Source organism: Syntrophales bacterium (assembly GCA_035363115.1).
GTDB lineage: Bacteria > Desulfobacterota > Syntrophia > Syntrophales > PHBD01 > PHBD01.
The window spans coordinates 185097-207722 of record DAOSEM010000001.1; the positions used below are offsets into that span (position 1 = coordinate 185097).

Consider the following 22626-nt stretch of genomic DNA (forward strand, 5'->3'; position numbering starts at 1 on the left):
CGGCGGGGTCCCGGGTCTGTGATTGTTATGATCATCTCTGCGGGGGGATCGTCCGGGAGGGCGGTCCCCCTGCGAATGACGGGGAGGATTCGGAATGGCCGGATTTGAGTACACGCTGGACGGGACGGTTGCCGTCCTCACCATGAACGACGGGGAGAACCGCATCAACCTGCCTTTCGTCGAGGGCTTCATGACGGTCCTGGACGAGATCGAAGAGAAGACGGAGGCGAACGCGCTCGTCCTCCGCTCCGCCCATGACAAAATATTCTCCAACGGGATCGACGTCGCTTGGGTCACGGACATGATCGGCCGGGACGAGATGGAGACCGTCTACCGGTACTTCCATTCCCTGGACACCTTCTTCAAGCGCCTGCTCCTGTACCCGATGCCGACCGTGGCGGTCCTGAACGGCCATGCCTTTGCCGGAGGGGCGGTCCTCTCTTGCTGCTTCGATTTCCGGTTCATGCGCACGGGGCGGGGCTTTTTCTGCCTGCCCGAGGTGGATATCGGCGTTCCCTTCTGGCCCGGATTCATCGCGATCCTGAAGAAGGCCATCCCCATGACCGTCCTGAACGACATGTTCTACACGGGCGTGAGGCTGACCGCCGAGGAGTGCGAGACGCACCGGATCGTCCGCAAGGCCTGTCCGGTAGAGTCGCTGGACGCGGAGGCCCTGAGCTTCGCCAGGGGCCTCAACAAGCGGCGCGGCATTTACGGGGTCATGAAGGCCCGCATGAACGCGGGCGTCGTCCGCATCCTCGAAGAGGAGGATCCGGAGGTCATCCGGTCGGGCCAATTCCTCGCCTGACATTCCCGGGAAAACAGGTCAGATTTTTTTTTGCAGTTCAACATAGAAAATAAATCTGACCTGTTTTCCCCGTTGCCTTACGAGCGGATCTGCTTCTCCTGGAGCTTTCGCCACGTCGCGTCCGAGTACCAGATGTCGACGAACTCCAGGAGGGAGGCCCGCTCCCGCTGCCGGATCCGCTCCGCCAGGGGTCCCCGGAGGAGCTTCTTGATGCTGCCGAACGCGGGGGCGTCCCTGGTGGCCAGCTCTTCGGCCATCTTCATCGCCCGCGGTGCCACGTCCTCTTCCGCAACTGCCTCGTGGACGAGGCCGAGCCCGAGGGCCTCCTCGGCCGAGTAGAGGGCGCCGGAGTAGACGAAGGTCTCCGCGTTCTTCTGCCCCAGCCACATCTTCAGGATCTCCACGCTCCCCGCAAACAGCGACGAGCCGAAGTTGATCTCGTTGAGGGAGATCCTCGCCTTGCCCGTGACCATGACCCGGTAGTCGCAGGCGATGGCGATCATGCAGCCCCCCGCCATCGTGTGTCCGTTGAGGGCCGCCACGACGGGCTTGGGAACCAGGAACAGGTCGCCGTAGAAGCGGGTGAATTTCGTGAGGTAGCGGAGGAAATCCTCCCGACCGTATTCCAGGAACTCCGGGATGTCGAACCCGTAGGTGAAGAACTTTCCCTTCCCCGTCAGGATGACGGCCCGGACGGCGGGATCCACGGCCAGATCCCGGAAGCAGGCCGTCAGCTCGTCGATAAAGGGCTCGTTCAGTGCGTTCACTTTCCCGCGGCTCAGCATGACCGTCGCAATGCCGTGTTCCCTGCTCACCTCCAGAAACTGCATGCTCTAACCTCCTTTCCCTGGTTTGCCGGAAGCAAGATGCCTCCGGCAGGTACTCTAAACCTCGAAGAGAATCCGCGGCGTCGGGGTCAGGATCTCGTTCCCTTCCGCCCGGATGTGGATCATGTCCTCCAGCTTGACGACACCCAGCCCCTCGTCGAGCATGTGCAGGTCCAGGGCGACGACCTGGCCCTCCTCGAGGGGGGAGGAGTCGTACCCGGACAGGATGGGGGGCTCGTTCAGCTCGATGCCGATGCCGTGCCCGATGATCCGGGAGATCTTGCCGCCCCCGAAATGCTGGAACGTCTCCCGGCGCCCCAGCTCGCCGGCCTTTTCGACGGCCATCCGATAGACCTCCGTGCAGGGGATCCCCGGGCGGATGGCGGCGATCAGGTGGTCGGCGATGGAGCGCAGGTCGTCGTAGAGGGAGAGAATCTCCTTCCCGGCCTTCCCCAGGCAGTAGGTGCGCGTCTGGTCGGCGTGGTAGCCGTCCACCAGTGTGGGGATGTCCACGATCACGATGTCGCCGGTCCCGATCTTCCTCCTCGAGGGGCCCGCCGGTACGGACGGGCTCAGGCCCACCCCCGTGATGGTGTAGACGACACCGCTGATCTTCAAGAGGTTGGGACCGGAGCTGATGGGGCCCCGGCTCATGAAGAAGTCGGGCTGGCGGATGAAGAAGATTCCCTCGTGGCCCGCCAGGCGGTGGGCGTTCTCGACTGCCGCAGCCAGCTCCAGCTCCGTGATTCCCTCCCTCAGGGCGGCCAGCACCGCCTCGTGGCCCGCATGGATGGCCCCGCAGGCCTTCCGGATCTTCTCGATCTCGGCCGGCTCTTTCTTCTTCCTCTGGTCCAGCGAGACGGAAGAGACATCGACGAATTCGAAGCCGGGGAAGCATTTCCCGACCTGACGAAACTGTTCCGCCGTCAGGATGTCCATCTCCACGCCGAGACGCCGGTCGCCCCCTCGCATCCGGGCGGAAAGGGCCTCGCCGATCCGTTCCAGGCGTCGCTCCTCCCGGAGCTTTTCCTGCGGGATGAAGACGTCGTTCCTGGCGAAGTCCAGTCCGCTCCGGACGTACAGCGTGCAGTCTCCGGGCAGGACGACCAGCCACGAAGGCTGGGCCGTACCCGTGTAGTAGAGGATGTTCCTGGAATAGCCGATAAGGACCGCGGCGAGGTTCCGGTCGGCCATCCGGGTCTGCAGGTCCTGGATTCGCTTCATCCCGTCCATGACTGGTTCTCCTGTCGGTGGATTTGCGATGCCGGTGCATGATACCGGACTGCTGGTCCGGCGCATGTTCCGCTTATTGTATTTAGGCCGTGTTAAACCGTCGTCAGAGCCGATGGGCAGGGGCGCCGGACCATTGGCCGCAGGCGCATTCCTCGGAGATGGGTGCCGCTTTCGTGGGGGATGGGTCGGGGTTGTCTCTCAGCGTTCCTCGTGGCGGGACGCGATCCGCCGCAATACGGTGATGATCGTTTCCGAGTGCGGCTCCGGGATCCGGGAGAGGCCCCGTTCATAGCGCGAGAGGGTCTGGCGCGTGACTCCGAGCTTCTTCGCCAGGTCCGCCTGGCGGAGGTGGAACCGGGCCCGCAACTCCTTCACCAGTTGAGGCCGTGCGGCCAGCTGGTCCGTCTCACCGGGGATGCCCGCCGTCCGGGAAGGCCGCCGCTTTGTACCCGGTGCGGGGAGGCGGGCCTGTCGCTTCGCGGGGATCCTCCGGGCCGGTTTCCAGAGCTTCTCCGAGAGCTTCACCGTGACGGGCGTCTCGAGCCACTGTGCCATGTAACCCTTCGTCCGGCTGACGGGTTCCCGCAGGTCGTCGCTCTCGATGATGCCGATCTCCATGAGCCTCTCATGGGCCTTGAAGAAGGCGTCCACCATGTGGCCCGGATTGCGTCGGTTCACGCTTTCTCCGCAGAAGTCGAGGATGCTCCGCGGGGTCGCCCGGGGCAGCTCTCCCTTTTTCCCGGCGACCGTTCCGATGAGCGTCCAGTAGGTGCCCAGTTTCTTGGTGAACGCCTCCTGGTACGGGTTCAGATGGAGAAGGGCCCTGCCGTAGTAGCCGATCCAGAACAGCCCCTCCACGTCCAGGAAATGGGACAGGGCCTGGCCGCAACGATACCGGAACACGGTTCCGCCGCGATCCCGGCGGCGGTATTCCACGTCCAGGAGGTCCAGCAGGCGGTCCGGCCTCTCCCCGCCGAAGGCGACCGTGCCGCCGGTCCGGTAGTCCTTCCAGGTCATGAACACCCTCAGGTCTGCAAGACGGAAGACTTCCGCCTTCAGGTCCTCGATCAGGTTCCTCGCCCTGCCGCGGCGGAGGCGGATGTTCCTCATGGCCGCGATCTCCTCGGGCGTGATGTGGGCGATCCCCGTCCGGGGGTTGTCCAGGCGGGCGATGGCGGACATCAGGATCATCAGGACGTCCGCGGACTCCACGGACAGGCTGCGGACGGTGTCCCTCAGCCGGCCCGAGTAGATGAAATCGAGGCGGGGCGTGTAGTACAGGGCGATGGTCGGGTGGAAGCGCGGGGAGTAGTCCGGCGGGGGCTCGTAGAAGAAGACGATGTTCCCCGCCCTTGTCTCGTAGGGGTAATACGGATGGCCGTGGGCGTCCGACAGCCACCGCGATTTGGGGCCTCCCGCGTAGATGGCCCGCAGGGCGGAGTGGATGATGGGACTCACGGGGAAGGGAATTTTCTCAGGGGTCGACGGCAGCCTGGGGGTGGCGCCCCGGAAGGATCCGCTGGGTAGGATGGCCTGCCGTTTCATCGTTCCTGCTCCCTGTTGCAGGGTTTGGGAAAGACCGCCGGATGCCGGGAGGATATTGCTACGCTGCGTCCCGATAGACATAGGGCCGTTCAGCCCGATTCGTCAAGCCGGAAGAATAAAGCCGGTGAATCCCAAGAAAAAACGGAGAGCCCCGGAGGGAAATATGGTACGTTCAGTGCGGCAGGATCGCCATGGAGGTCTCGAGATGACATCAGCCAATGCAGGGCAGGAAGAAAAGAATGTCTGGAAGGTCGTCCGCGTGGTCCCGGAAAACCATGAGGTGAACTCGGTCTACCTGGAGGGGACGGACGGGAAACTCGCAGCCCGGAAGGCCGGGCAGTTCGCCTCCATCCGGCTCGCCGGGCCCGAAGGCTGGAGCGAGCCGCACCCGTTCACCATCTCCGCCGCTCCCGAGGATGCCCTCCTGCGCTTCTCCATCAAAAAGGAGGGGGCCTTCACCTCGTCCATCCCCGGCCTGATGCCCGGCGATTCCGTGAAGGTTGCCGGACCCCTGGGTGTCTTCTGCCGGGGCATCGACGAGAAGCCCGAGATCGTCATGGTCGCCGGAGGGGTGGGCATCACGCCGTTCCTGAGCGTGCTGAGGCATTTCCGGAACGGCAAGGCAAAGAACAGGGTCCTCCTTTTCTGGGGGAACAAAACCCTCTCCGAGACCTTCTGCCTGGACGAGATCCGCGCCATGACCCGCGATCTCGACCTCACGGTGGTCCACTGCCTGAGCCGGGAGGAGTCGGTGGAAGGCCACTTCGAAGCGGGGACGCCGCGGATGCTTTTCGAGAAAGGGCGTATCAGCGCCGACATCCTGAAGCGGCACGGCGTGAAGCCGGGGGCCGCCTTCTACCTCTGCGGTCCGCCCCCCATGATGGATACAGCGCTGAAGGAGCTGGAAAGCCTGGGCGTGGACCCGACGGCGGTGGAGCAGGAACGGTTCGTCTGGAAGAAGTAGATGCCCATGCCCGGACACCGCACCCTCATGGGCTCCCCTGCAACAGGCATCCGGTGGATCTGCCGGCGAGCCGGGTGGATGCTCCTCCTGGCGGTCATTATCTTCGCGGGTTGCGGGGAGAAGGCGACCTCCGTCGCCACCGCCCTGCCGCCCATTGACGTCAAGGCCGATCCCGTCCAGGAGCCTTCCCCGACGCAGGAAAAAATCCGCATCAAGCTCAAGGCCGGCTTCGTGGACTTGGTCCCCGTGGCCCGGTACCGGATCGCCGCCGTCGTCGCCTCGAAGAGAAAGTACACCTCCGGGTGGGGCGCCGAGGTGATGCCCTTCGACCTGGCCCTCGTCTGGGGCCGCCTCACGGATCCGGACGTGGCCAAGAACCTGCAGATCAAGCACGACAACACCCGCCTCGCCTGGTTCCGGATCAAGGGGGAGGAGCCGCCCGTGAGCTTCGAATATGCCATGTCCCACGGATCCAACAACCATCTCATTCCGGCGACGGGAAACCTCTTCCGGGCCATCGACCGGGACGTGGGCGTCAAGGATCGTGTCGTGATCGAGGGATACCTGGTGAACGGCGAAGGGCTGATTGAGGGGCAGACCATCCAGTTGAAGACCAGCCTGACCCGCGAGGACTCCGACCGGGGGGCCTGCGAAATTCTGTACGTCACGTTGCTCAGGATCGGGGACCGGTTGTACCGCTGAAAAACGCCTCGATCTCCTTCATGCGTGCCGCCTCGCTCCGGTAAAGGGCGTGCGCCTCTTCCAGGGTCACTTTCTTGAACCAGATCCGGTTGCCCGGCATGGCCTGGGCCACCTTCGAGAGATCCGTCGAGATGACCGTCGCGATTTTCGTATAGCCCCCCGTGGTCTGCTCCACCAGGAGGATGATGGGCTGCCCGTCGGCGGGCAGCTGTACGTTGCCCGGGAGGACCGGCTCCGAGATGATGCTCTGGGGGATTCCCTCGTCATGATGGATCGGCGTGCCCTGGAGGCGGTAACCCATGCGGTCCGATTGGGGAGTCACCACGTAGTCGGCGTCGAAGAACGTCTCCATGCCGGAACGGAAGGCATCTTCCTGGGGCCCCGGCAGGGCCTTCAGGACGATGTCGGCCCGGTACGTCGGGATCCAGCGGAACGGGAGCCGGCGGGGTGCCGCCAGGAGGGCGCCGGCGCCCCGCCGGAGGACATCCTCCTTTTTCAGCGCCCTCCCCCCGACGCCGCCGATCTTTGCCTTCAGGCAGGTGGCGCGGCTTCCCATGACGACGGGGACGTCGATTCCCCCCGAGACGGCCAGGCAGGTCCGGCATCCGGTCGTGGCGAAATGGAACCGGAGGATGTCTCCCCCCTTCACCCGGAAGGACTTCCAGAGCGCCACCGGCCCGTCGTTGAGCGTTGCCCCCATGTCGGCCCCGGTCAGGGCCACGTCGGCTTCACAGAGGACCTCCAGGGCAGGACCCTGGAGCGTCAACTCCAGGACGGCCGCTTCCGGCGGATTCCCGACCAGCAGGTTGGCGATGCGGTAGGCGAACCCGTCCAGTGCTCCCGAAGGGGGGACGCCGCGGTCGATGAAGCTGTAGCGTCCGCCGTCCTGGACCGTCGTCAGGGAACCCGGTGAGAGCACGCGGAAAGCGTCCATCAACTCTTCTCCTCCTGGTGGACCCGGTCGAATTCCTCCTCCGGGATCGGGACGAAACGGATGCGGTCGCCTGCTTCATAGAGAAAGGGTGCCTCCCGCTCCGGGGCAAAGAGCGTAAGCGGCGTCCGGCCGATGATCTGCCAGCCCCCGGGGCTGTCCACCGGGTAGACGCCCGTCTGGGCCTCTGCGATGCCGACGGAGCCGCCGGGCAGGAGCGTCCGGGGTGTTTCCCGGCGCGGCGTGGCGATCCGCCGGTCGAGGCCGCCCAGGTAGCAGAAGCCGGGGGTGAAGCCGATCATGTAAATCGGATACTCCGTTCCGGAGTGGATGGAAACGACCTCCTCGATAGACAGGCCGCTGTGCTCCGAAACGACGCCAAGGTCGGGTCCGTGGACACCGCCGTAGCAGACGGGGATCTCGACGACGCGGGGCGGCGGGATCTCCACCTCCCGGAGATGACCCTCCAGTTCCGTGAGGACGGCCGACAGGCGCTCCGGGGAGGTCAGCAGGGGATCGTAACGGATGGACAGGGAGCGATAGGCGGGAACGATGGCCAGGACGCCCTCGGGGAGGTTCCGCTTCAGGAGGGTCGAGACGGCCCGGACCTTTTCGTTGATGGCGGGATCGATGGCGTCGCCGTACTCCACCAAGATGGCCAGGTCGCCGCTGTTCCGCAGCCGGGGCTTGTCGAGCGGGGCAGGCGCCACGGTTATTCCATCCTCCTTACCGACCGATGAAGGTTCCCAGGGGGGCGACGCGGATCCCGTCCTTCTCGAGAACGCCGCGGATCCGCTTCACCAGGGCCACCGCCGCGGGATTGTCGCCGTGAACGCAGAGCGTGTGGATCTCCATTTCGAGGACCGTCCCGTCGGTGGCGATCACTTTTCCCTCCCGGGCCATCAGGAGCGCCCGGGCGGAGGCCTCTTCCGGGTCCTCGATCACGGCCCCGGTCATGCTCCTGGGCGCGAGCTTCCCGTCGGGCGTATAGGCCCGGTCGGGAAAGGCCTCGAAGGCGACGCGGATCCCCGCCTCTTCGGCGATCCGGCTCACCAGCGGCGCCTGGGCGCCTCCCAGGGCGAGGTAGACAAGACGGCGGTCGATCCGGGCGACGGCTCCGATGAGGGCGCGAAGCATCGGTTCGTTCCCGACGCTCTCGTTGTACAGGCTCCCGTGCGGCTTTACGTGCTGCAGCGCCACGCCGTGGGCGTCGCAGAAGGCCCGGAGAGCCCCCGCCTGGTAGATCACGTAATCGCGGATTTCCCCGGGCGTGCATTCCATCTTCCGGCGGCCGAAACCGGCCAGGTCCGGGTAGCCCGGGTGGGCGCCCACGGCCACGCCGTTTTCCTTTGCCATTTGAACGGTTCGATACATGACACGAGCGTCGCCGGCATGGAAGCCACAGGCGACGTTCGCCGAGGTGATGTGACGGATCGCCTCGGCGTCCATCCCGAGTGTGTAGGCGCCGAAGCTTTCTCCCATGTCGCAGTTCAGGTCGATGCTCTTCATGGAGGCTCCTCCCGGCTCACTTCATCCGGTTGGGAAGGTAGAGGGCGATGTCGGGGAAGACCGTCAGCAGCACCGTCGCCACGACCATGAGCAGGAAGAAGGGCATCGCCGCTTTGGCAATCCGGAAGAGGCTGTCGTTGTTGAGCCCGCTGATGACGAAGAGGTTGAACCCGACGGGCGGTGTCACCTGGGCCAGCTCGATCATGATGACCAGGTAGATGCCGAACCAGACGAGGTCGAACCCGGCCGCCTCCACCAGGGGCAGGACCAGCGGGGCCGTCATGACGATCATGGAGAAGCCGTCGATGAGGCAGCCCAGGAACAGGTACAGAACCGTCAGGATGACGATGAGCATGTAGGGGGTGAGCTGCATCGAGACGACAAATTCCGTCAGGGCCCGGGTGATGCCAAGAAATCCGAAGACGTTCGAGAGGTAGGAGGCGCCCATGACGATGAGCATGATCATGCAGCTTGTCTTGATCGAGTTGATCATGCTCGTCCGGAAGACCTCCCAGGTGAGGCTCCGGGTGAGGGCGGCGAAAAACAGCGCCCCCACGACCCCCACACCTCCCGCCTCGGTCGGCGTGGCCCAGCCCAGGTAGATGCTTCCCAGCACGAGCAACACGAGGAGCACGACGGGGGCGATGGCCGGGATGGCCTGGAGGCGGTCCTTCCAGGTGTAGTGGTCCTCCGCCCGCGGTGCGAGGGCGGGGTTGATCAGGCAGCGGATGAAGATGTAGCCGCAGAAGAGAAGGACGATCATGAAGCCGGGGAGGAAGCCCGCGATGAAGAGCTTTCCGATGCTGACGTCGCCGATGATGCCGTAGACCAGCATGACCATGCTCGGGGGGATCAGGAACCCCAGCGTCCCCGCCCCGGCCAGCGAGCCGATGGACAGGTTCCGGTCGTAGTTGCGCTTTTCCAGCTCCGGGACAGTGATCTTCCCGACGGTGGCCGTCGTCGCCGCCGAGGAGCCGCTGACGGCGGCGAAGAACGTGCAAGCCAGGACGTTCACATGGATGAGCCGGCCCGGGATGGGGTCCATCCAGGGGGCAAGGCCGCGGAAGAGGTCCGCCGAGATCCGGCTCCGGAAGAGGATCTCCCCCATCCAGATGAAGAAGGGCAGGGCCATCATGGTCGAGCCGCTCGTGTTGTTCCAGGCGACGTTGGCGATGATGGAGCCGAAGGACACGTCGCTGAAAAAGAAGAAGCCGCCGATGCCGACGAGGAACAGGGAGATGCCGATCCAGACGGATCCCCCCAGGAACAGGATGAGGAGCCCGATGATCGTTGCCGAAACGGGTCCGAGGTCAGGTTGCATTCGTTTTCACTCCGCGGCGGAGAACCGCCCTTCCATGCTTCAATCCGCTTCCCTGCTCCGTGGGATCCGGAAAGCGGGGACCGTGCTACCGGCCGAGATCGTCGGCCTCCTCCAGGATGCGGATTCCCTCCGTTTCCTGCCTCAAAAGGGCGACGCCCTTCAGAAACTCCGCCAGGAACTGCAGGGTCATGAGTGCCGATCCAAGGGGCAGGAAGGCCTGGGGGATCGCCAGGTATGTCTCCGAGATCTGCATCGACCGGGACTCGTTGACGACGGAGTCCCAGAAGAAATCCCACGTGTAGGATGTCAGGGCCGCGCAGAACAGGAAGCCCACAACGAAGCAGGCCATGTTGAAGATGATGTGCGCCCGGCCCTTGAGGACATGGGGAAGGAACATCATCCGGATGTGCCCGCGCTCGCGGAGCGTGTAGGCCAGACCGGTGAAGGTCAGCATGGCCATCAGGTAACCCGAGTATTCATCGGTGATGTAGAGGGTTCCGGAGAAGAAGCTCCGGACGACGATCTCGCCGATGACCAGGAGCAGGGCCAGCACCATCAGGATGCCCGCCAGCCAGCCGCCGGCGCCGGAGAGACCGTCCAGGAAACGGATCCATGTTTTCAACTGCGTTTCTCCGAGAGGAATCAGGGGGGGCACGGACAGGGACAGCAGTAAAAAGGCCGGGGGACCGCGGGATAGGTCCCGGGCTCCCCCGGCTTCAACCTGTCACAACACGTTTCTTACCGTTTCACCTTCTTCATGAAATCGGCATAAATCTTCCTGGCGTCCGGCGGGGCGGTCTTCAGCCAGTCGGCCCGGATGCCTTCCGTGATCTTCTCGAGCTCGGCGATCTGCTTCTTCGTGGGCTTCACCGTCTGGATGCCGTTCTTGTTGCTGATGGCCTCCATGTCCTTGTCCCACTTCTTCACGCGGGCCCACATGGCGGTCTCCATCTCTTTGCCGGCCTTGACGAGGGCGTCCTGCTGGGCCTTCGGGAGCTTCTGGAAGGCCTTGAGGTTCACGGTGACCATGTTGGTGGCGATGGTGATGTTGAGGGGCTCGAAGTATTTCAGCACCTCCCAGAACTTGCCGTCCACGGCCGTGGGCGTCGAGGTCATGACCGAGTCGATCACGCCGGTCTGCAGCGACGTGTAGACCTCGCTGAAGGGGAGGGCCAGGGGCGTGGCGCCGACGGCTTCCATCACGAGGGCGCCGTTCTTGTCGTAGGTTCTCACCTTGAGCCCCTTCATGTCAGCGAGGCTCGTCACCTTCTTCTTGGTCCAGAGGCCCGCGCCCGGCCAGGGGGCGATGTAGAGGATCTTCTGGTTCCACTTCTGGGCGGCCTTGTCAAAATGGGGCCGGGAGACGTTCAGCAGGAGGTGAAGCTCGTCGAAGTTGCGGACGAGGAAGGGAAGGGTCACGATCTGGAAGACCTTTTCGTCGCCGGCCACGCCGCTGATGAGCATGTCGGAGACGGGGACCAGGCCGTCACGGACGACCTTCAGGAGTTCCGGGCCCTTGTATCCCAGGGCGCCGCCGGTCTGAACCATCAGTTCCAGTTCCCCGTTCGTGGCAGTCTTCACCTTGGCGGCGAACTCGGTCAGTCCGACGCTGTGCTCGTTCTTCGGGGGCCATACGGAGTTGGCGTTCCACTGGGTCTTGGCCAGGCAGGGCGAGGCAAGGAAGGCCGCAGCGACAACCATGACAAACAGCAGGGTCCAGGTCTTCTTCATCAATCCATTCTCCTTTCCTTGGTTTGATATGGGTGGGTGTGCATCCGGGGCGTTCGGCTCCATCGGCAAGCGGGGCCGATTATAGACCCTCGATCCGGCCAAAGCAAGCCCATTTGAAAAAAAATTCACCCATAAAAACAAGTCGTTGCATGTTTCTTGCGTTCACTCGGAGTATTCCGGCCGTCCATGTCCGGATTCCGTTTATCGGCTGCCTTCCCGGAGCCTTGTCCGTTCCGTGGGCCTGCCGGTGGTCCGCGGGAACTCCCCCAGGAGCTCCTCCACCAGAATGGGCGCATCCCGGATCGTTTCCCCGCAGGATCCTTCGCTCGTGACTTCGCCGTGCCATGCCGGTGCGTCCCCCGCCATGGCCGTGAAGACGAGGATGGCGATTTTCCTGGAGAACCGGGTCTCGGAGAAGGAGCCCTTGATATAGAGCCGTTCATCCATTTGATCCCCTCCCGGCCCGGCGGCGGTCGCGACCCGGACGGGCAGGCATTCATAGGAAACGACCAGCGTGATCTCCGGCCGGGTCTTGTCGCGGACGTACCCCCGGCTTGCGAGGATGCGCGTCACGCTGTCGATCAAAGCCCGTTCCGCCGCCGCGTTCTCGACGCCTTGCGGCAGGACGCGGAATCGGGCCGGTCCGTCCGGTATTCCGCCCCCGGATGTCCCGATACGGACGGACATGATGAGCGTTTCGGACGGCCCGGCGGCCTGAACAGGCGCTGCGGGCGGGAAGAAGAGGCCGGAGACGGCCAGCAGAAGGGCAAGGCGGACGGCGATGGAGTCCTTTCCCGGTGCGGTCTTTTTCACACGGGGAATGATTGTCTTCACGGTGCTGCCCCCTCCTTCCTTCCCTTTGCCTCGTCCACGAACAGAAGCAGCGTCCCGCCGGCCAGGAAGAGAAGGGCCACCGACAGGATGCCGATCCGGGAGGCCGCCGGTCCCTCAAAACCCGCGCCCCGGGCGGCCAGGCCCGACAGGCCGATGAGGGCGGGTCCGAAGATCACGGAGAACTTCCCCACCATGTTGAAGAAGCCGAAAAATTCGGCGGGCCGGTCCGGGGGGATGATCCGGGCGTAGAAGGACCGGCTCAGGGCCTGGATTCCTCCCTGGACGAGTCCGATGGCCGCCGCCATGACAAAGAAGTCCTCCCGGGTCCGCATCAGGCTGCCCCCGATGGTGACGAGGAGATAGACGCCGACGGCCAGCAGGATGGCCCTCTTCGTGCCGATGCGGTCTCCCAGGCGGCCGAAGGCCAGGGCGGCCGGGAAGCCGATGAACTGGACCATCAGGAGGGCCAGGATCAGGTCCTTCGAGGCGAAGCCCAGGGACAGCCCGTAGTCCACGGCCATGCGGATGATGGTGTCCACGCCGTCGATGTAGAACCAGTAGGCCAGGAGAAAGAGGAGAATCGTCGGGTAGCGGCGGATGCCCCGGATCGTCCCGGCGAGATTCTGCCAGCCTTCCCGGAACATGACGCCGATGGAGACCCGCTCTTTCCCGGCGGGCTCCCGGACCCAGAGAAACAGCGGGATCGAGAAGACGAGCCACCAGATTCCCACGGTGACGAAGGAGGCCCGGACCGCCTGGAGCGGATCGGCCAGTCCGAACCGGGCCGGGTCGAGGGTCATCCAGATGTTGACGGCCAGGAGGATCCCGCCGCCCAGGTAGCCAAGGGCATACCCGAGGGCGGAGACGCGGTCCATGTCCTTTCGGCCCGCGACCAGGAGGAGCAGGGCGTCGTAAAAGACGTTCCCGCCGGAGAAGCCGATGAGGGACAGCGCGTAGAGAATCGCCGCGGCCTGCCATTGGCCCGCCTGGACGAGGGACAGGCAGGCCGTGGTGAGGGCGCCCAGTCCCAGGAAGAAAAGAAGGAAGTGTTTCCGGGAGCGTCCCCGGTCGGCGGCGGCTCCCAGGAGGGGAAACAGGAACGCCGCGAGGAGTCCCGCGGCCGCATTGGTGAATCCCAGGCGGGCCGTACTGACGACCGGGTCCGTCCCGGCGCAGCAGAACTCCTTGAAGAAGACCGGCAGGAAACCGGCCATGACGGTGGTGGCGTATGCCGAATTCGCCCAGTCATAGAAGGCCCAGGAAAGGACGGAGCGGCGTCCCTGCGGCGATGACGGCGGATTTTCGATGTTTTCGGATTCGTTCATGATGAAAGGGGTTTACGGAGTCGAAGGGCGGGTGTATGATCCCGACGTTTTGTGATCCATAGCCTTTTTCCCGGGGATTGCCAAGCATTATGCCGCCGCTCCTGATGGATTCTGTCCATGCCCTCCTGGAGCGCCTCCGTGCGCGGTCGGGTGGGACCGTCCGCTTCGAGGAGCGGGAGAACCACCCCGTCCAGGCCACGGTGTCCATGGCCGGCCGGGGCGAGACGGCCCACCGCATCGTCTACCGGAAATCCCACGACGACGGGATCAACCATGCCGTCGCCGGCGGGTGCGCCCACCTCCTCCGTCTCTTCGACGCTCCGGAGGGGGAGCGGTTCGTTCCCGTCTCCAGCCGGAGGACGCTGATGACCTTCCTCATGGAGGAGGAAGAGGACCTGCGGCGCCTGACCGCCGTCTTCGGCCGCGAAAAGATCCGGGACATGGCGGTGATGTGGTACGAGGGGGCGGTGTTCCAGCTCACGCGGATGCCTGCCGACATCATGGTGGAGAAAGGGCTCTACGACGCGCTGCCGGAGCTGCGTCCGGTCCAGGCCCGGATGCTGCGCCAGCAGTGGCGCTCCGCCATCAACGTGCTCACCCCGGACGCCCGGCAATACATGCCGAAGCGGATCCACTTCGCCGCCAACGTGATGAACTTCGCCTTCTTCAAGATTCTCGAGGACCACCTCCGCCTCGACTGGACGGCCCCCTACATGAAGACGATCTTTCTCTTCGACGGCGGCGAGCTGGCGGAGATGACCCGGCGGGAATACGGCGAGGGTCACGCCGGCGACCGGGCCATGATCGACCGCTGGGCGTCGAAGGTGGGCCTGGAGGGATGGTTCGAATGGATTCCCTGGCGGGAGAGGCCCTGAGCGGCGCCTTCCGCATCAACCCAGCCAACCGATCAGGATTGCGCCCGCCTCGCCCACCCGCTCCGCAGGACCGCCCATTCCGTGATCAGAAGCTACCACATGGCCGGTCTCAAAACAGGGTGGCTTTTTCCCCCGAATTCGAATACAGGGAAGGCCGGTTAAGTGTCCAAAGCAGGAAGGAGCCGCTTATGAAAGAGAATAATTCCGTTTTCCGCGGGGCGTCCCGCTACGTCCTCGACGACGAGCTGGCCAAGATCGTCAACGTCTCCATGGCCCTGGAGATGCCCCTCCTCCTCAAGGGGGAGCCCGGCACGGGCAAGACCATGCTGGCCCACGCCATCTCCGAGGCCCTGAACATGCCGCTGATCATCCTCAACGTCAAGTCCAGCATGAAGCTGGTGGACGCCCTCTACCAGTACGACACGCTGACCCGCCTCAACGACAGCCGCTTCGGCGACTCGAAGCGGGACGTCAGCAACATCGAGGAGTACATCCGCATGGGCAAGATCGGCCAGGCTTTCACCGCGGACGTCCGGACAGTGCTGCTCATCGACGAGATCGACAAGGCCGACACGGATTTCCAGGACGACATGCTGGACGTCCTCGACCAGATGCAGTTCGACATCATCGAGGTCGACAAGACCATCACGGCCCGGAACCGCCCGGTCATCATCATCACGTCCAACGCCAAGAAGGACCTCTCGGACCCCTTCCTGGGACGGTGCAACTTCCACCACATCGCCTTCCCGGACCCGGACATGATGCGCCTCATCCTGGACGTCCATTTCCCGAACCTGAACCGGGAACTGGCGGACGTGTGCATCGCCACGTTCTACCGCCTCCGGGAGTTCACGGGGATCGAAAAACGGCCCGCCACGCGGGAGCTGATCAACTGGATCCGCGCCGTCAAGGCCGATCCGGACTTCAAGGTGTCGTCCCTCAAGCAGGGCGGTGTGCCCTACCTGGGGGTACTCTTCAAGAAGAGCCTGGACCTGGAGAACGCAGGCCGGCAGCTCCGGATGCGCGCATAGGGAGCAGGACGTGTTCGTCGAATTCTTCTATACCCTCCGGGACCGGGGAGTTCCCGTCAAGCCCACGTCCTTTCTGAAACTCCAGAAGGCGCTCGGGATGGGGCTCATCTGCTCCGTGGAGGACTTCTACACCGCCGCCCGGTCGATCCTGGTGAAAAGCGAGCGGTACTTCGACACCTACGACCAGGTGTTCGCCCACCATTTCCGGGGGGTGGTCCTGCAGGAGCCGGAGGACGAGGAACTGTCGGAGATGGCCCGGGCCCTCCTGGAGGAGTGGCTGAAAAGCCCCGAGGACGTCGCGGCGGCCCTGGGCATCGAGCAGGAGAAGCTGGCGGAAATGACGCCGGAGGAGCTGATCCGGTACTTCTTCGACCGCCTCAAGGAGCAGACGAAGGCCCACCACGGGGGCAACCGGTGGATCGGCACGAAGGGGACGTCGCCGGTGGGCCACTCCGGGGACCACCCGGGAGGGATGCGGGTGGGCGGGCGCTCGCGGAACAAGTCGGCCATCAAGGTGGCCATGGAGCGGCGCTACCGGGACTACTCCCAGGAAGGCCCCCTGACGGAGAGCCAGATCGGCGAGGCCCTGAAGAAACTGCGCCGGATGACCCCGGCGGGCCCCCGGGACGTGGTGAACGTCGACAAGACCATCTACGAGACGATTCGCAACGGCGGGGAGATCGACATCATCTTCGACCGCCGCCTCAAGGACCGCCTCAAGATCATCCTCATGATCGACAACGGCGGCTGGTCCATGGATCCCTATGTGGCCATCGTCCAGACCCTCTTCAATTACGCCCGGAGCCAGTTCAAGGACCTGAACATCTACTACTTCCACAACACGATCTACAGCCGGGTATTTCAGGATCCCCAGCGCCACCGGAAGCCCGAGCGCCTGGAGGAGTTCATCCGGAAGGACCCGGAGACCCGGCTGATCTTCGTGGGCGACGCCAGCATGGCCCCCTACGAGCTGATGCACGTCAACGGCTCCATCTACATCGACCAGAGGGAGCACCAGGCCAGCATCGACCGGCTGAAGTTTCTCTCCCGGACCTTCCGGCACTCTGTGTGGCTGAATCCCCAGACCGAGGACGAGTGGGGCTACACCTGGACCGTCGGGGTCATCCGCCAGGTCTTCCCCATGTTCGAGCTGTCGCTGGACGGGCTGGATAAAGCGGTTCAGTACCTGATGTCCCGCCATTGAACGACGGGCTGTTGAAAACAGGCCGTCTGCTGCGTTTCCCTCATCCCCAGCCACTCGACGTACGGATAAAGTACGCCTCGAGGCTGGGAATTTCGGGGGCCTTGCATCCGGGTATTTTTTTGAACAGCCCGCCATATGCTTCTGGCAGGGACGTCCCAATTGCTGCTCTGGAACCGACCGGCCGCGATCCTGCTACTGGCCGGTTCGGTCGGGGCGCGGGGGCTGCCACGGGGGCTTCCGCCGTCGCGAAAACGTTTCCTTCCTCTGCCTTTTGAAACCGGGAAGCCGTGAAGAAGGAAACGTTTTCCAATGGCTCCTCTGGAAACCCCCGGTCGCGCCCCCGCGGACGTCGGCCGGTAAATAGGGACACTTCCCCTATATTTACTCACGAAAGTCAATCCGGGGAGAGTGGCTTCCCGGAGCGCGAATCGCGGCTTTTTCGGGCGACCCTGCCGTCGCAGCGCAGCACCCGCAAAGTCATCCGTCTCTACGCCGTCCGGCACGAGTTATGACTTTGCATCGGCGCGAGACGATGCAGGGTCGAAAAACGCTTCTGAGCGCGGGGGAAGTCTCCTCGTGTTTCTATTTGATCAGCTTGAAAAGTTCCTTCGCCTTCGGGTGGGCCGCTGTTTCCAGAAGTTCGAAGAGGATCATCTCGGTGCTTGCCGGGATGGCTCCCTCGGCGGTCATCCGGCCGATGCCGATCTCCCGGTTGGCCGCGGTTCTTGACGACACGGCGTCGGCGGCCAGGTGGACCTCGAACCCCGCATCGAGCAGGTCTATGCAGGTCTGGTAGACGCACACATGGGCCTCGATCCCCAGGAGGATCAGCTGTTCCCGGCCGGTGGCCTTGAGCGCCGCGGCGAACGGCTCGTGGCGCCAGCAGCTGAAGGTCTCCTTCACGACGGGCTCAATGTCCGGCAGGATCTCCCGGATTTCGGGCACTGTCCCGCCGATCTTCACCTGTTCGGTGAGAATGACGGGGATTCCCAGTGACCGGGCTCCCTGGAGGAGCTTCCGGCAGTTCTGGAGGAGGAACTCCCGGTCGTCCATGGCGCGGTAGAGATTTCCCTGGATGTCGATGGCTACCAGGATCGCCCTGTCGATCTTCAGCATGTCTTTTGGTCTCCCTTGCTTAAAAGAGAAGGTTTCCGGAGCGGGCCTGTTCGTGGCCGGTCCGCCGGGGCACACGGTCAGGAGTCGCAGCCGGGTTTCTCTCCGCCCCCGCTGCCGAACGGCACTTTCCTGGGCGGGCCGGCCCGGAAGAGGGAACTCGTCAGCGGTGTTTCCGGCAGGATTCCCTGCAGGAAAGAGGCCGTATCGAGGAGGGCGTCCAGATCGATCCCTGTATCGATTCCCATTGAGCGGAAGAGGAACACCAGATCCTCCGTGGCCACGTTTCCCGATGCCCCCGGCGCAAAGGGGCAACCGCCCAGGCCGCCCAGGGCGGAGTCGAAGACCCGGATTCCCGTTTCCCAGGCTTTCAGGGCGTTGGCCAGGCCCAGGCCCCGGGTGTTGTGCAGGTGCACACCGAAGGTGACTTCCGGGAAAGCGGCAAGACAGGCCTTCAGGATCGTTTCCACCTGTGCGGGATATCCCCAGCCGACGGTGTCGCAGAGTGTGATCTCCCGGATCCCGAGCAGGATGGTTTTCTCCACGTACTCCAGGATCACCGCCGTCTCCAGGTAGCCTTCAAAGGGGCAGCCGAAGACGGTTGCCAGGTTGACCCGGAAGGAGAGGCCGGGGGCCCGGTCGAACTCGCCGAGAACCAGCCGGAGCGCTGAGAGAGACTCCTCCGGCGTCTGGCGGACGTTGTTCTGGTTGTGGGAGCGGCTGACGGAGAAAAAGAAGTCGAGCTTGCTCACGCCCGCCTCTACGGCGTCCCGGGCTCCCTGGAGATTCGGGACCAGGGTGGTCAGAATGACACCGCTGTCCCGGAGGTCACGGACATCCGCCAGGACCTCCTTCATGTCCCGGAACTGGGGAATAGCCCGCGGATTGACGAAGGCGCCCGCCTGGATCTCCCGTACGCCGCAGGCCGCCAGCCGCCGGATCAGGTCGGTCTTCCGGTCCGTCGCGACGAAGACGGACAGGTTCTGGAGGCCGTCGCGGGGCCCGACTTCGACGATGCGAACTCCTGCCGGTTTCATGAGCGGCTGCCTGGGGGAAGGGATTCCGGATTGTTCATCAGGATGCTCATTCTAAAGACAGGGGTCCGGAAAGTCAATGACATTCAGGGAGTTGGATGAATCAGGGGCGGAGAGATCCCCTTTCGGCACCGATGAAGGCAAGGGACGGGAGGACGGGGTTCTCACCCCTGGTGATGTCATTCCTGCCGGTCGAGGATCGACTGCCCTTTTCCATTGCGGATATCCTTGACAAAAATTGATTTTTCGCATAGGCCACGGCCATGAAAATCGCGCGCTTTTCCGTTGCTTTGATTGTCGCCTGGGGTCTGGCGATTTTTCTTTTTGGCGGGTCTGTCGAGGCCCAGTCCCTGCCGGATCTCGTACGCCCGGTGCTGAAGGCCCGTCTGGACGGTCCGGCAAACGGCGCACCGCCGCTCTGCCGCGCCGAAACGCCCTGCCGCTCGGCCCGCCTGGCCGATTTCTATCGCCAGCGCTCCTTCGGACCGGCCTGGGTCCTGAAAAACGGGCCTTCCCCGCAGGCGGACCGCCTGCTGGCGGTACTGTGGACAGCCGGACAGTACGGGCTCAGCCCCACCGATTATCATTACGAGGCCATCCGGAACCTTCAGTCATCCTGGAGAATCGCCGGAAAATGGACGCCTGCCGAGGGTGCCGAATTCGATCTCCTGTGCACCGATGCCTTCATGCTCTTCGGGTCGCATCTTCTTTCCGGTGTGGTGGATCCCAACGGGCTGTTCCGGATGTGGGAGGCCCGCCCGCGTTTCGTCGACTGGCCGGCCTATCTCCAGGATGCCCTGGCGGCCCAGACGGTGGACGTCCACCTGCAGGTTCTCAAACCGGAATACCCGGGATACGACCGCCTTGTCGCCGTGGCTGCCGACTATGCGAAGATCGCCACCGGGGGTGGATGGCCCGTGATTCCACCGGGCAAGTCCCTGAAAATGGGTACGAGTGATCCGAGAGTACCGATCCTCCGGCGGCGCCTGATTGCCGGCGGCGACCTTGCTCCGGCCATGGCCTCCGAGGATCCTCGATTTGACGAGGCCCTCGACCAGGCCGTCCGCAGATTCCAGCGCCGCCATGGCCTGGCGGAAGACGGGGCCGTCCAGAAGGAGACCCTGAAGGCCCTCAACGTTCCGGTGGAGCGCCGGGTAGCCCAGATGCTCGTCAATCTCGAACGCTGGCGCTGGTTGCCCCAGGAGGTGGGGAGCCGGTTCCTGTTCATCAACATCCCGGATTTCAGCCTGACGGCCGTAGAAAACGGGCGTGCTCCGCTGAGCATGCGGATCGTCGTCGGGCGGCGGTACAGCCGGGACCCGAAGATCGACTACCGGACGCCGGTCTTCACGGGGCGCATGACCCGCCTGGAGATCAATCCATACTGGAACGTGCCCCACAATATCGCCTTCCGGGAATACCTGCCGAAACTGAAGAAGGATTCGCTTTCCCTCCAGAAGCAGGCCATGAAGATCATCATCGGGCGGGATACCGTCGTGGACCCGCAGACGGTGGAATGGGAGAAACTCAACGAGCAGTCGTTCAAGAAGTACCGCATCCGCCAGGACCCGGGGGCCTTCAACGCCCTGTCCCACATCAAGTTCCTTTTTCCCAACCGGTACGATGTGTATCTCCACGACACGCCGCAGAGGAGCCTGTTCAAGCGGACGGTCCGGGACTTCAGCCACGGCTGCATGCGGGTGGAAAAACCGGTTGACTTGGCGGTCTATCTTTTGCAGGATGACGTAAACTGGTCCCGGGAAAAGATTCAAGCCGCCATCCGCAAGGGAAGGAACATGGGCGTGGAACTCCCGGCGCCGGTCACCGTGCACATCGCCTACTGGACCGCCTGGGTGGATCCTGACGGAACGGTCCAATTCCGGGACGACATCTACCGATACGATTCCGTGCTCGAGGCGGTCATGGGCACGAAAACGTCCATCCTCGCGGCGTGGAACGGCGGCCGGACGGCTTCCGCTTCTGCCGAGAAGGGAACACGGATGGGAAAAAAGAAAAATATGCTGGGAACCGGCAGGGAGGGAAATACGACGTGGATGAGAAGCGCTACGAACTGAATGTCCAGCTCGCCCAGATGCTCAAGGGCGGCGTGATCATGGATGTAACGACGGTCGAGCAGGCCCGGATCGCCGAGGAGGCGGGGGCTGTGGCGGTCATGGCCCTCGAGCGCGTCCCCGCGGACATCCGCGCCCAGGGCGGGGTGGCCCGCATGTCGGAGCCGGGGCTGATCCGGAAGATCAAGGAGTCCGTCTCCATTCCCGTCATGGCCAAGGCACGGATCGGACATTTCGTCGAGGCCCAGCTCCTGGAGGCGCTGAAGATCGACTACATCGACGAGAGCGAGGTCCTGACCCCGGCCGACGAGGAATGCCACATCGACAAGACGAAATTCTCCATTCCTTTTGTGTGCGGGGCCCGCAACCTGGCGGAGGCCCTGCGCCGCATCGCTGAGGGAGCGGCCATGATCCGCACGAAGGGCGAGGCGGGGACGGGGAACGTCGTGGAGGCGGTCCGGCACATGCGGACCATGAACCGGGAGATCCGGCAGCTCGTGAACATGCCCCTCGAAGAGGTGACGGGCTTTTGCAAGGTCAACGGCATGCCCTACGAGCGGGCCCTGAAGGTCCGGGAACTGGGCCGCCTGCCGGTGGTGAACTTCGCAGCCGGAGGCATTGCCACGCCGGCCGATGCGGCGTTGATGATGCAGCTCGGCTGCGACGGCGTCTTTGTCGGCTCGGGGATCTTCAAATCCTCCAACCCGGCCGTCCGGGCCCGCGGCATCGTCAAGGCCACGGCGTTCTTCAACGATCCGGAAAAAATCCTCGAAGCGTCCCTGGACCTGGGGGAGGCCATGCCGGGTCTCGAAATCGGCCAGATTCCCCAGGACCAGCTGCTGGCGGGGCGGGGCTGGTGATCCGGCGTTAGCCGTCCTTTTTCTCCCGATGCTGAATTCTCCCGAATCATCAAACCGGCCGGAGCCCGTGCTGGGCGTCCTGGATCTCCAGGGCGGGGTCCTCGAGCACCTGGATCACCTGGAGCGCCTCGGAATCCAGGCCCTGCCCGTCAAGAGGCCCGAAGACATGACCGGGCTCTCCGGCCTGATCATCCCGGGCGGCGAAAGCACCTGCCTCTCAAGGCTGCTCCGGATCTTCGGGGTCGACGAGGCCATCCGCAGGGAGCATCGACGGGGCATGAAGATCTGGGGGACCTGTGCCGGCACGATCCTCCTGGCCACCCGGGTCCGCGGGGAAATGTCCCACCTGGGCCTCATCGACATGGAGGTGGAGCGGAACAGCTTCGGCAGCCAGCTCGACAGCTTCACGGCCACGGCCGTTGTCCCCGCCGTTTCCCCCGATCCCATCCCGCTCACGTTCATCCGCTCCCCCAAGATCCTGGAGGTTGGAGAAGGCGTGAACATCCTGCTCCGGATGAATGATTTCATCGCCGCCGTGGAGACCCCGGACGCCCTGGCGACGGTTTTTCATCCCGAGCTGACGGGGAGCACCGCCTTCCACCGCTATTTTGCCGCCAAGTGCGGCCTTCAGGCGGCGCCGGACGTCCCGTCCCTGGATCCCTCCTGGACCCGGACGAGCTGGACCCGGCACGCCAGGGTCCGCTGAC

The 22626-nt window shown here is 64.1% G+C and carries 22 protein-coding genes; 9 read left to right on the forward strand and 13 right to left on the reverse strand.

All coding sequences use genetic code 11. The annotated features are described in order from the left end of the window. Positions 1-94: 94 nt before the first annotated feature. A complete protein-coding gene (locus PLO63_00765; protein HOI72649.1) occupies positions 95-808 on the forward strand; it encodes an enoyl-CoA hydratase/isomerase family protein in 714 nt (237 codons plus the stop codon). A gap of 77 nt (positions 809-885) precedes the next feature. Here the strand turns inward: PLO63_00765 and PLO63_00770 are convergent, their stop codons facing one another. From PLO63_00770 to PLO63_00780, 3 genes are all read right to left on the reverse strand, one after another. Then, positions 886-1638, reverse strand: coding sequence for an enoyl-CoA hydratase/isomerase family protein (locus tag PLO63_00770; protein HOI72650.1), 753 nt, complete (start codon positions 1636-1638; stop codon positions 886-888). 54 nt (positions 1639-1692) lie between these two features. Further along, positions 1693-2868 (reverse strand): Xaa-Pro peptidase family protein, encoded by a 1176-nt coding sequence (locus PLO63_00775; GenBank protein HOI72651.1) that lies wholly within the window; start codon positions 2866-2868, stop codon positions 1693-1695. 198 nt (positions 2869-3066) lie between these two features. Continuing rightward, the gene (locus PLO63_00780; protein HOI72652.1) at positions 3067-4413 is read right to left on the reverse strand and encodes a helix-turn-helix domain-containing protein; all 1347 of its coding nucleotides are present in this window, start codon (positions 4411-4413) and stop codon (positions 3067-3069) included. Between the two features lie 205 nt (positions 4414-4618). Between PLO63_00780 and PLO63_00785 the strand changes: the two genes are divergently transcribed. Continuing rightward, on the forward strand, positions 4619-5377 hold the full coding sequence (locus PLO63_00785; GenBank protein HOI72653.1) for a hypothetical protein: 759 nt from the start codon (positions 4619-4621) through the stop codon (positions 5375-5377). After that, entirely contained in the window at positions 5378-6079 is a 702-nt protein-coding gene (locus PLO63_00790) for a hypothetical protein (protein ID HOI72654.1), read from the forward strand. Here PLO63_00790 and PLO63_00795 read toward each other — a convergent pair. From PLO63_00795 to PLO63_00830, 8 genes are all read right to left on the reverse strand, one after another. After that, positions 6051-7013 carry a biotin-dependent carboxyltransferase family protein gene (locus PLO63_00795; protein HOI72655.1) on the reverse strand — a complete coding sequence of 321 codons (963 nt, stop codon included), beginning with the start codon at positions 7011-7013 and terminating at the stop codon, positions 6051-6053. The genes PLO63_00790 and PLO63_00795 overlap by 29 nt on opposite strands. After that, positions 7013-7720 (reverse strand): 5-oxoprolinase subunit PxpB, encoded by a 708-nt coding sequence (gene pxpB, locus PLO63_00800; GenBank protein HOI72656.1) that lies wholly within the window; start codon positions 7718-7720, stop codon positions 7013-7015. The genes PLO63_00795 and pxpB overlap by 1 nt, the downstream gene beginning before the upstream one ends. A 16-nt stretch (positions 7721-7736) precedes the next feature. Next, positions 7737-8519 carry a 5-oxoprolinase subunit PxpA gene (locus tag PLO63_00805; protein ID HOI72657.1) on the reverse strand — a complete coding sequence of 261 codons (783 nt, stop codon included), beginning with the start codon at positions 8517-8519 and terminating at the stop codon, positions 7737-7739. Between the two features lie 16 nt (positions 8520-8535). Then, the gene (locus PLO63_00810; protein HOI72658.1) at positions 8536-9840 is read right to left on the reverse strand and encodes a TRAP transporter large permease subunit; all 1305 of its coding nucleotides are present in this window, start codon (positions 9838-9840) and stop codon (positions 8536-8538) included. An 85-nt stretch (positions 9841-9925) separates the two neighbouring features. Then, positions 9926-10462: a TRAP transporter small permease subunit gene (locus PLO63_00815; GenBank protein HOI72659.1), complete on the reverse strand. Its 537-nt coding sequence runs from the start codon at positions 10460-10462 to the stop codon at positions 9926-9928. Positions 10463-10578: 116 nt separating this feature from the next. Then, entirely contained in the window at positions 10579-11571 is a 993-nt protein-coding gene (locus tag PLO63_00820) for a TRAP transporter substrate-binding protein (GenBank protein ID HOI72660.1), read from the reverse strand. A 201-nt stretch (positions 11572-11772) separates the two neighbouring features. Then, positions 11773-12405: a DUF4136 domain-containing protein gene (locus PLO63_00825; GenBank protein HOI72661.1), complete on the reverse strand. Its 633-nt coding sequence runs from the start codon at positions 12403-12405 to the stop codon at positions 11773-11775. Further along, positions 12402-13730 carry an MFS transporter gene (locus tag PLO63_00830; protein HOI72662.1) on the reverse strand — a complete coding sequence of 443 codons (1329 nt, stop codon included), beginning with the start codon at positions 13728-13730 and terminating at the stop codon, positions 12402-12404. The genes PLO63_00825 and PLO63_00830 overlap by 4 nt, the downstream gene beginning before the upstream one ends. Before the next feature lie 89 nt (positions 13731-13819). Here PLO63_00830 and PLO63_00835 point away from each other — a divergent pair, with 89 nt between their 5' ends. From PLO63_00835 to PLO63_00845, 3 genes are all read left to right on the forward strand, one after another. After that, positions 13820-14605, forward strand: a complete 786-nt coding sequence (locus PLO63_00835) for a hypothetical protein (GenBank protein ID HOI72663.1) — start codon at positions 13820-13822, stop codon at positions 14603-14605. 188 nt (positions 14606-14793) lie between these two features. Then, entirely contained in the window at positions 14794-15636 is an 843-nt protein-coding gene (locus PLO63_00840) for a MoxR family ATPase (GenBank protein HOI72664.1), read from the forward strand. Between the two features lie 10 nt (positions 15637-15646). Continuing rightward, a complete protein-coding gene (locus PLO63_00845; GenBank protein HOI72665.1) occupies positions 15647-16840 on the forward strand; it encodes a hypothetical protein in 1194 nt (397 codons plus the stop codon). A 582-nt stretch (positions 16841-17422) separates the two neighbouring features. Here the strand turns inward: PLO63_00845 and PLO63_00850 are convergent. After that, complete coding sequence (locus PLO63_00850; GenBank protein HOI72666.1) at positions 17423-17956, reverse strand: hydrolase; 534 nt, start codon at positions 17954-17956, stop codon at positions 17423-17425. Between the two features lie 77 nt (positions 17957-18033). Further along, complete coding sequence (locus PLO63_00855; protein HOI72667.1) at positions 18034-18990, reverse strand: hydroxymethylglutaryl-CoA lyase; 957 nt, start codon at positions 18988-18990, stop codon at positions 18034-18036. 260 nt (positions 18991-19250) lie between these two features. Here PLO63_00855 and PLO63_00860 point away from each other — a divergent pair, with 260 nt between their 5' ends. From PLO63_00860 to pdxT, 3 genes are all read left to right on the forward strand, one after another. Further along, entirely contained in the window at positions 19251-21062 is a 1812-nt protein-coding gene (locus tag PLO63_00860; GenBank protein HOI72668.1) for a L,D-transpeptidase family protein, read from the forward strand. Next, entirely contained in the window at positions 21038-21919 is an 882-nt protein-coding gene (pdxS, locus tag PLO63_00865; GenBank protein HOI72669.1) for a pyridoxal 5'-phosphate synthase lyase subunit PdxS, read from the forward strand. Before PLO63_00860 ends, pdxS begins: the two co-directional genes overlap by 25 nt. 67 nt (positions 21920-21986) lie before the next feature. Further along, positions 21987-22625: a pyridoxal 5'-phosphate synthase glutaminase subunit PdxT gene (gene pdxT, locus PLO63_00870; protein HOI72670.1), complete on the forward strand. Its 639-nt coding sequence runs from the start codon at positions 21987-21989 to the stop codon at positions 22623-22625. Position 22626: the final 1 nt, after the last annotated feature.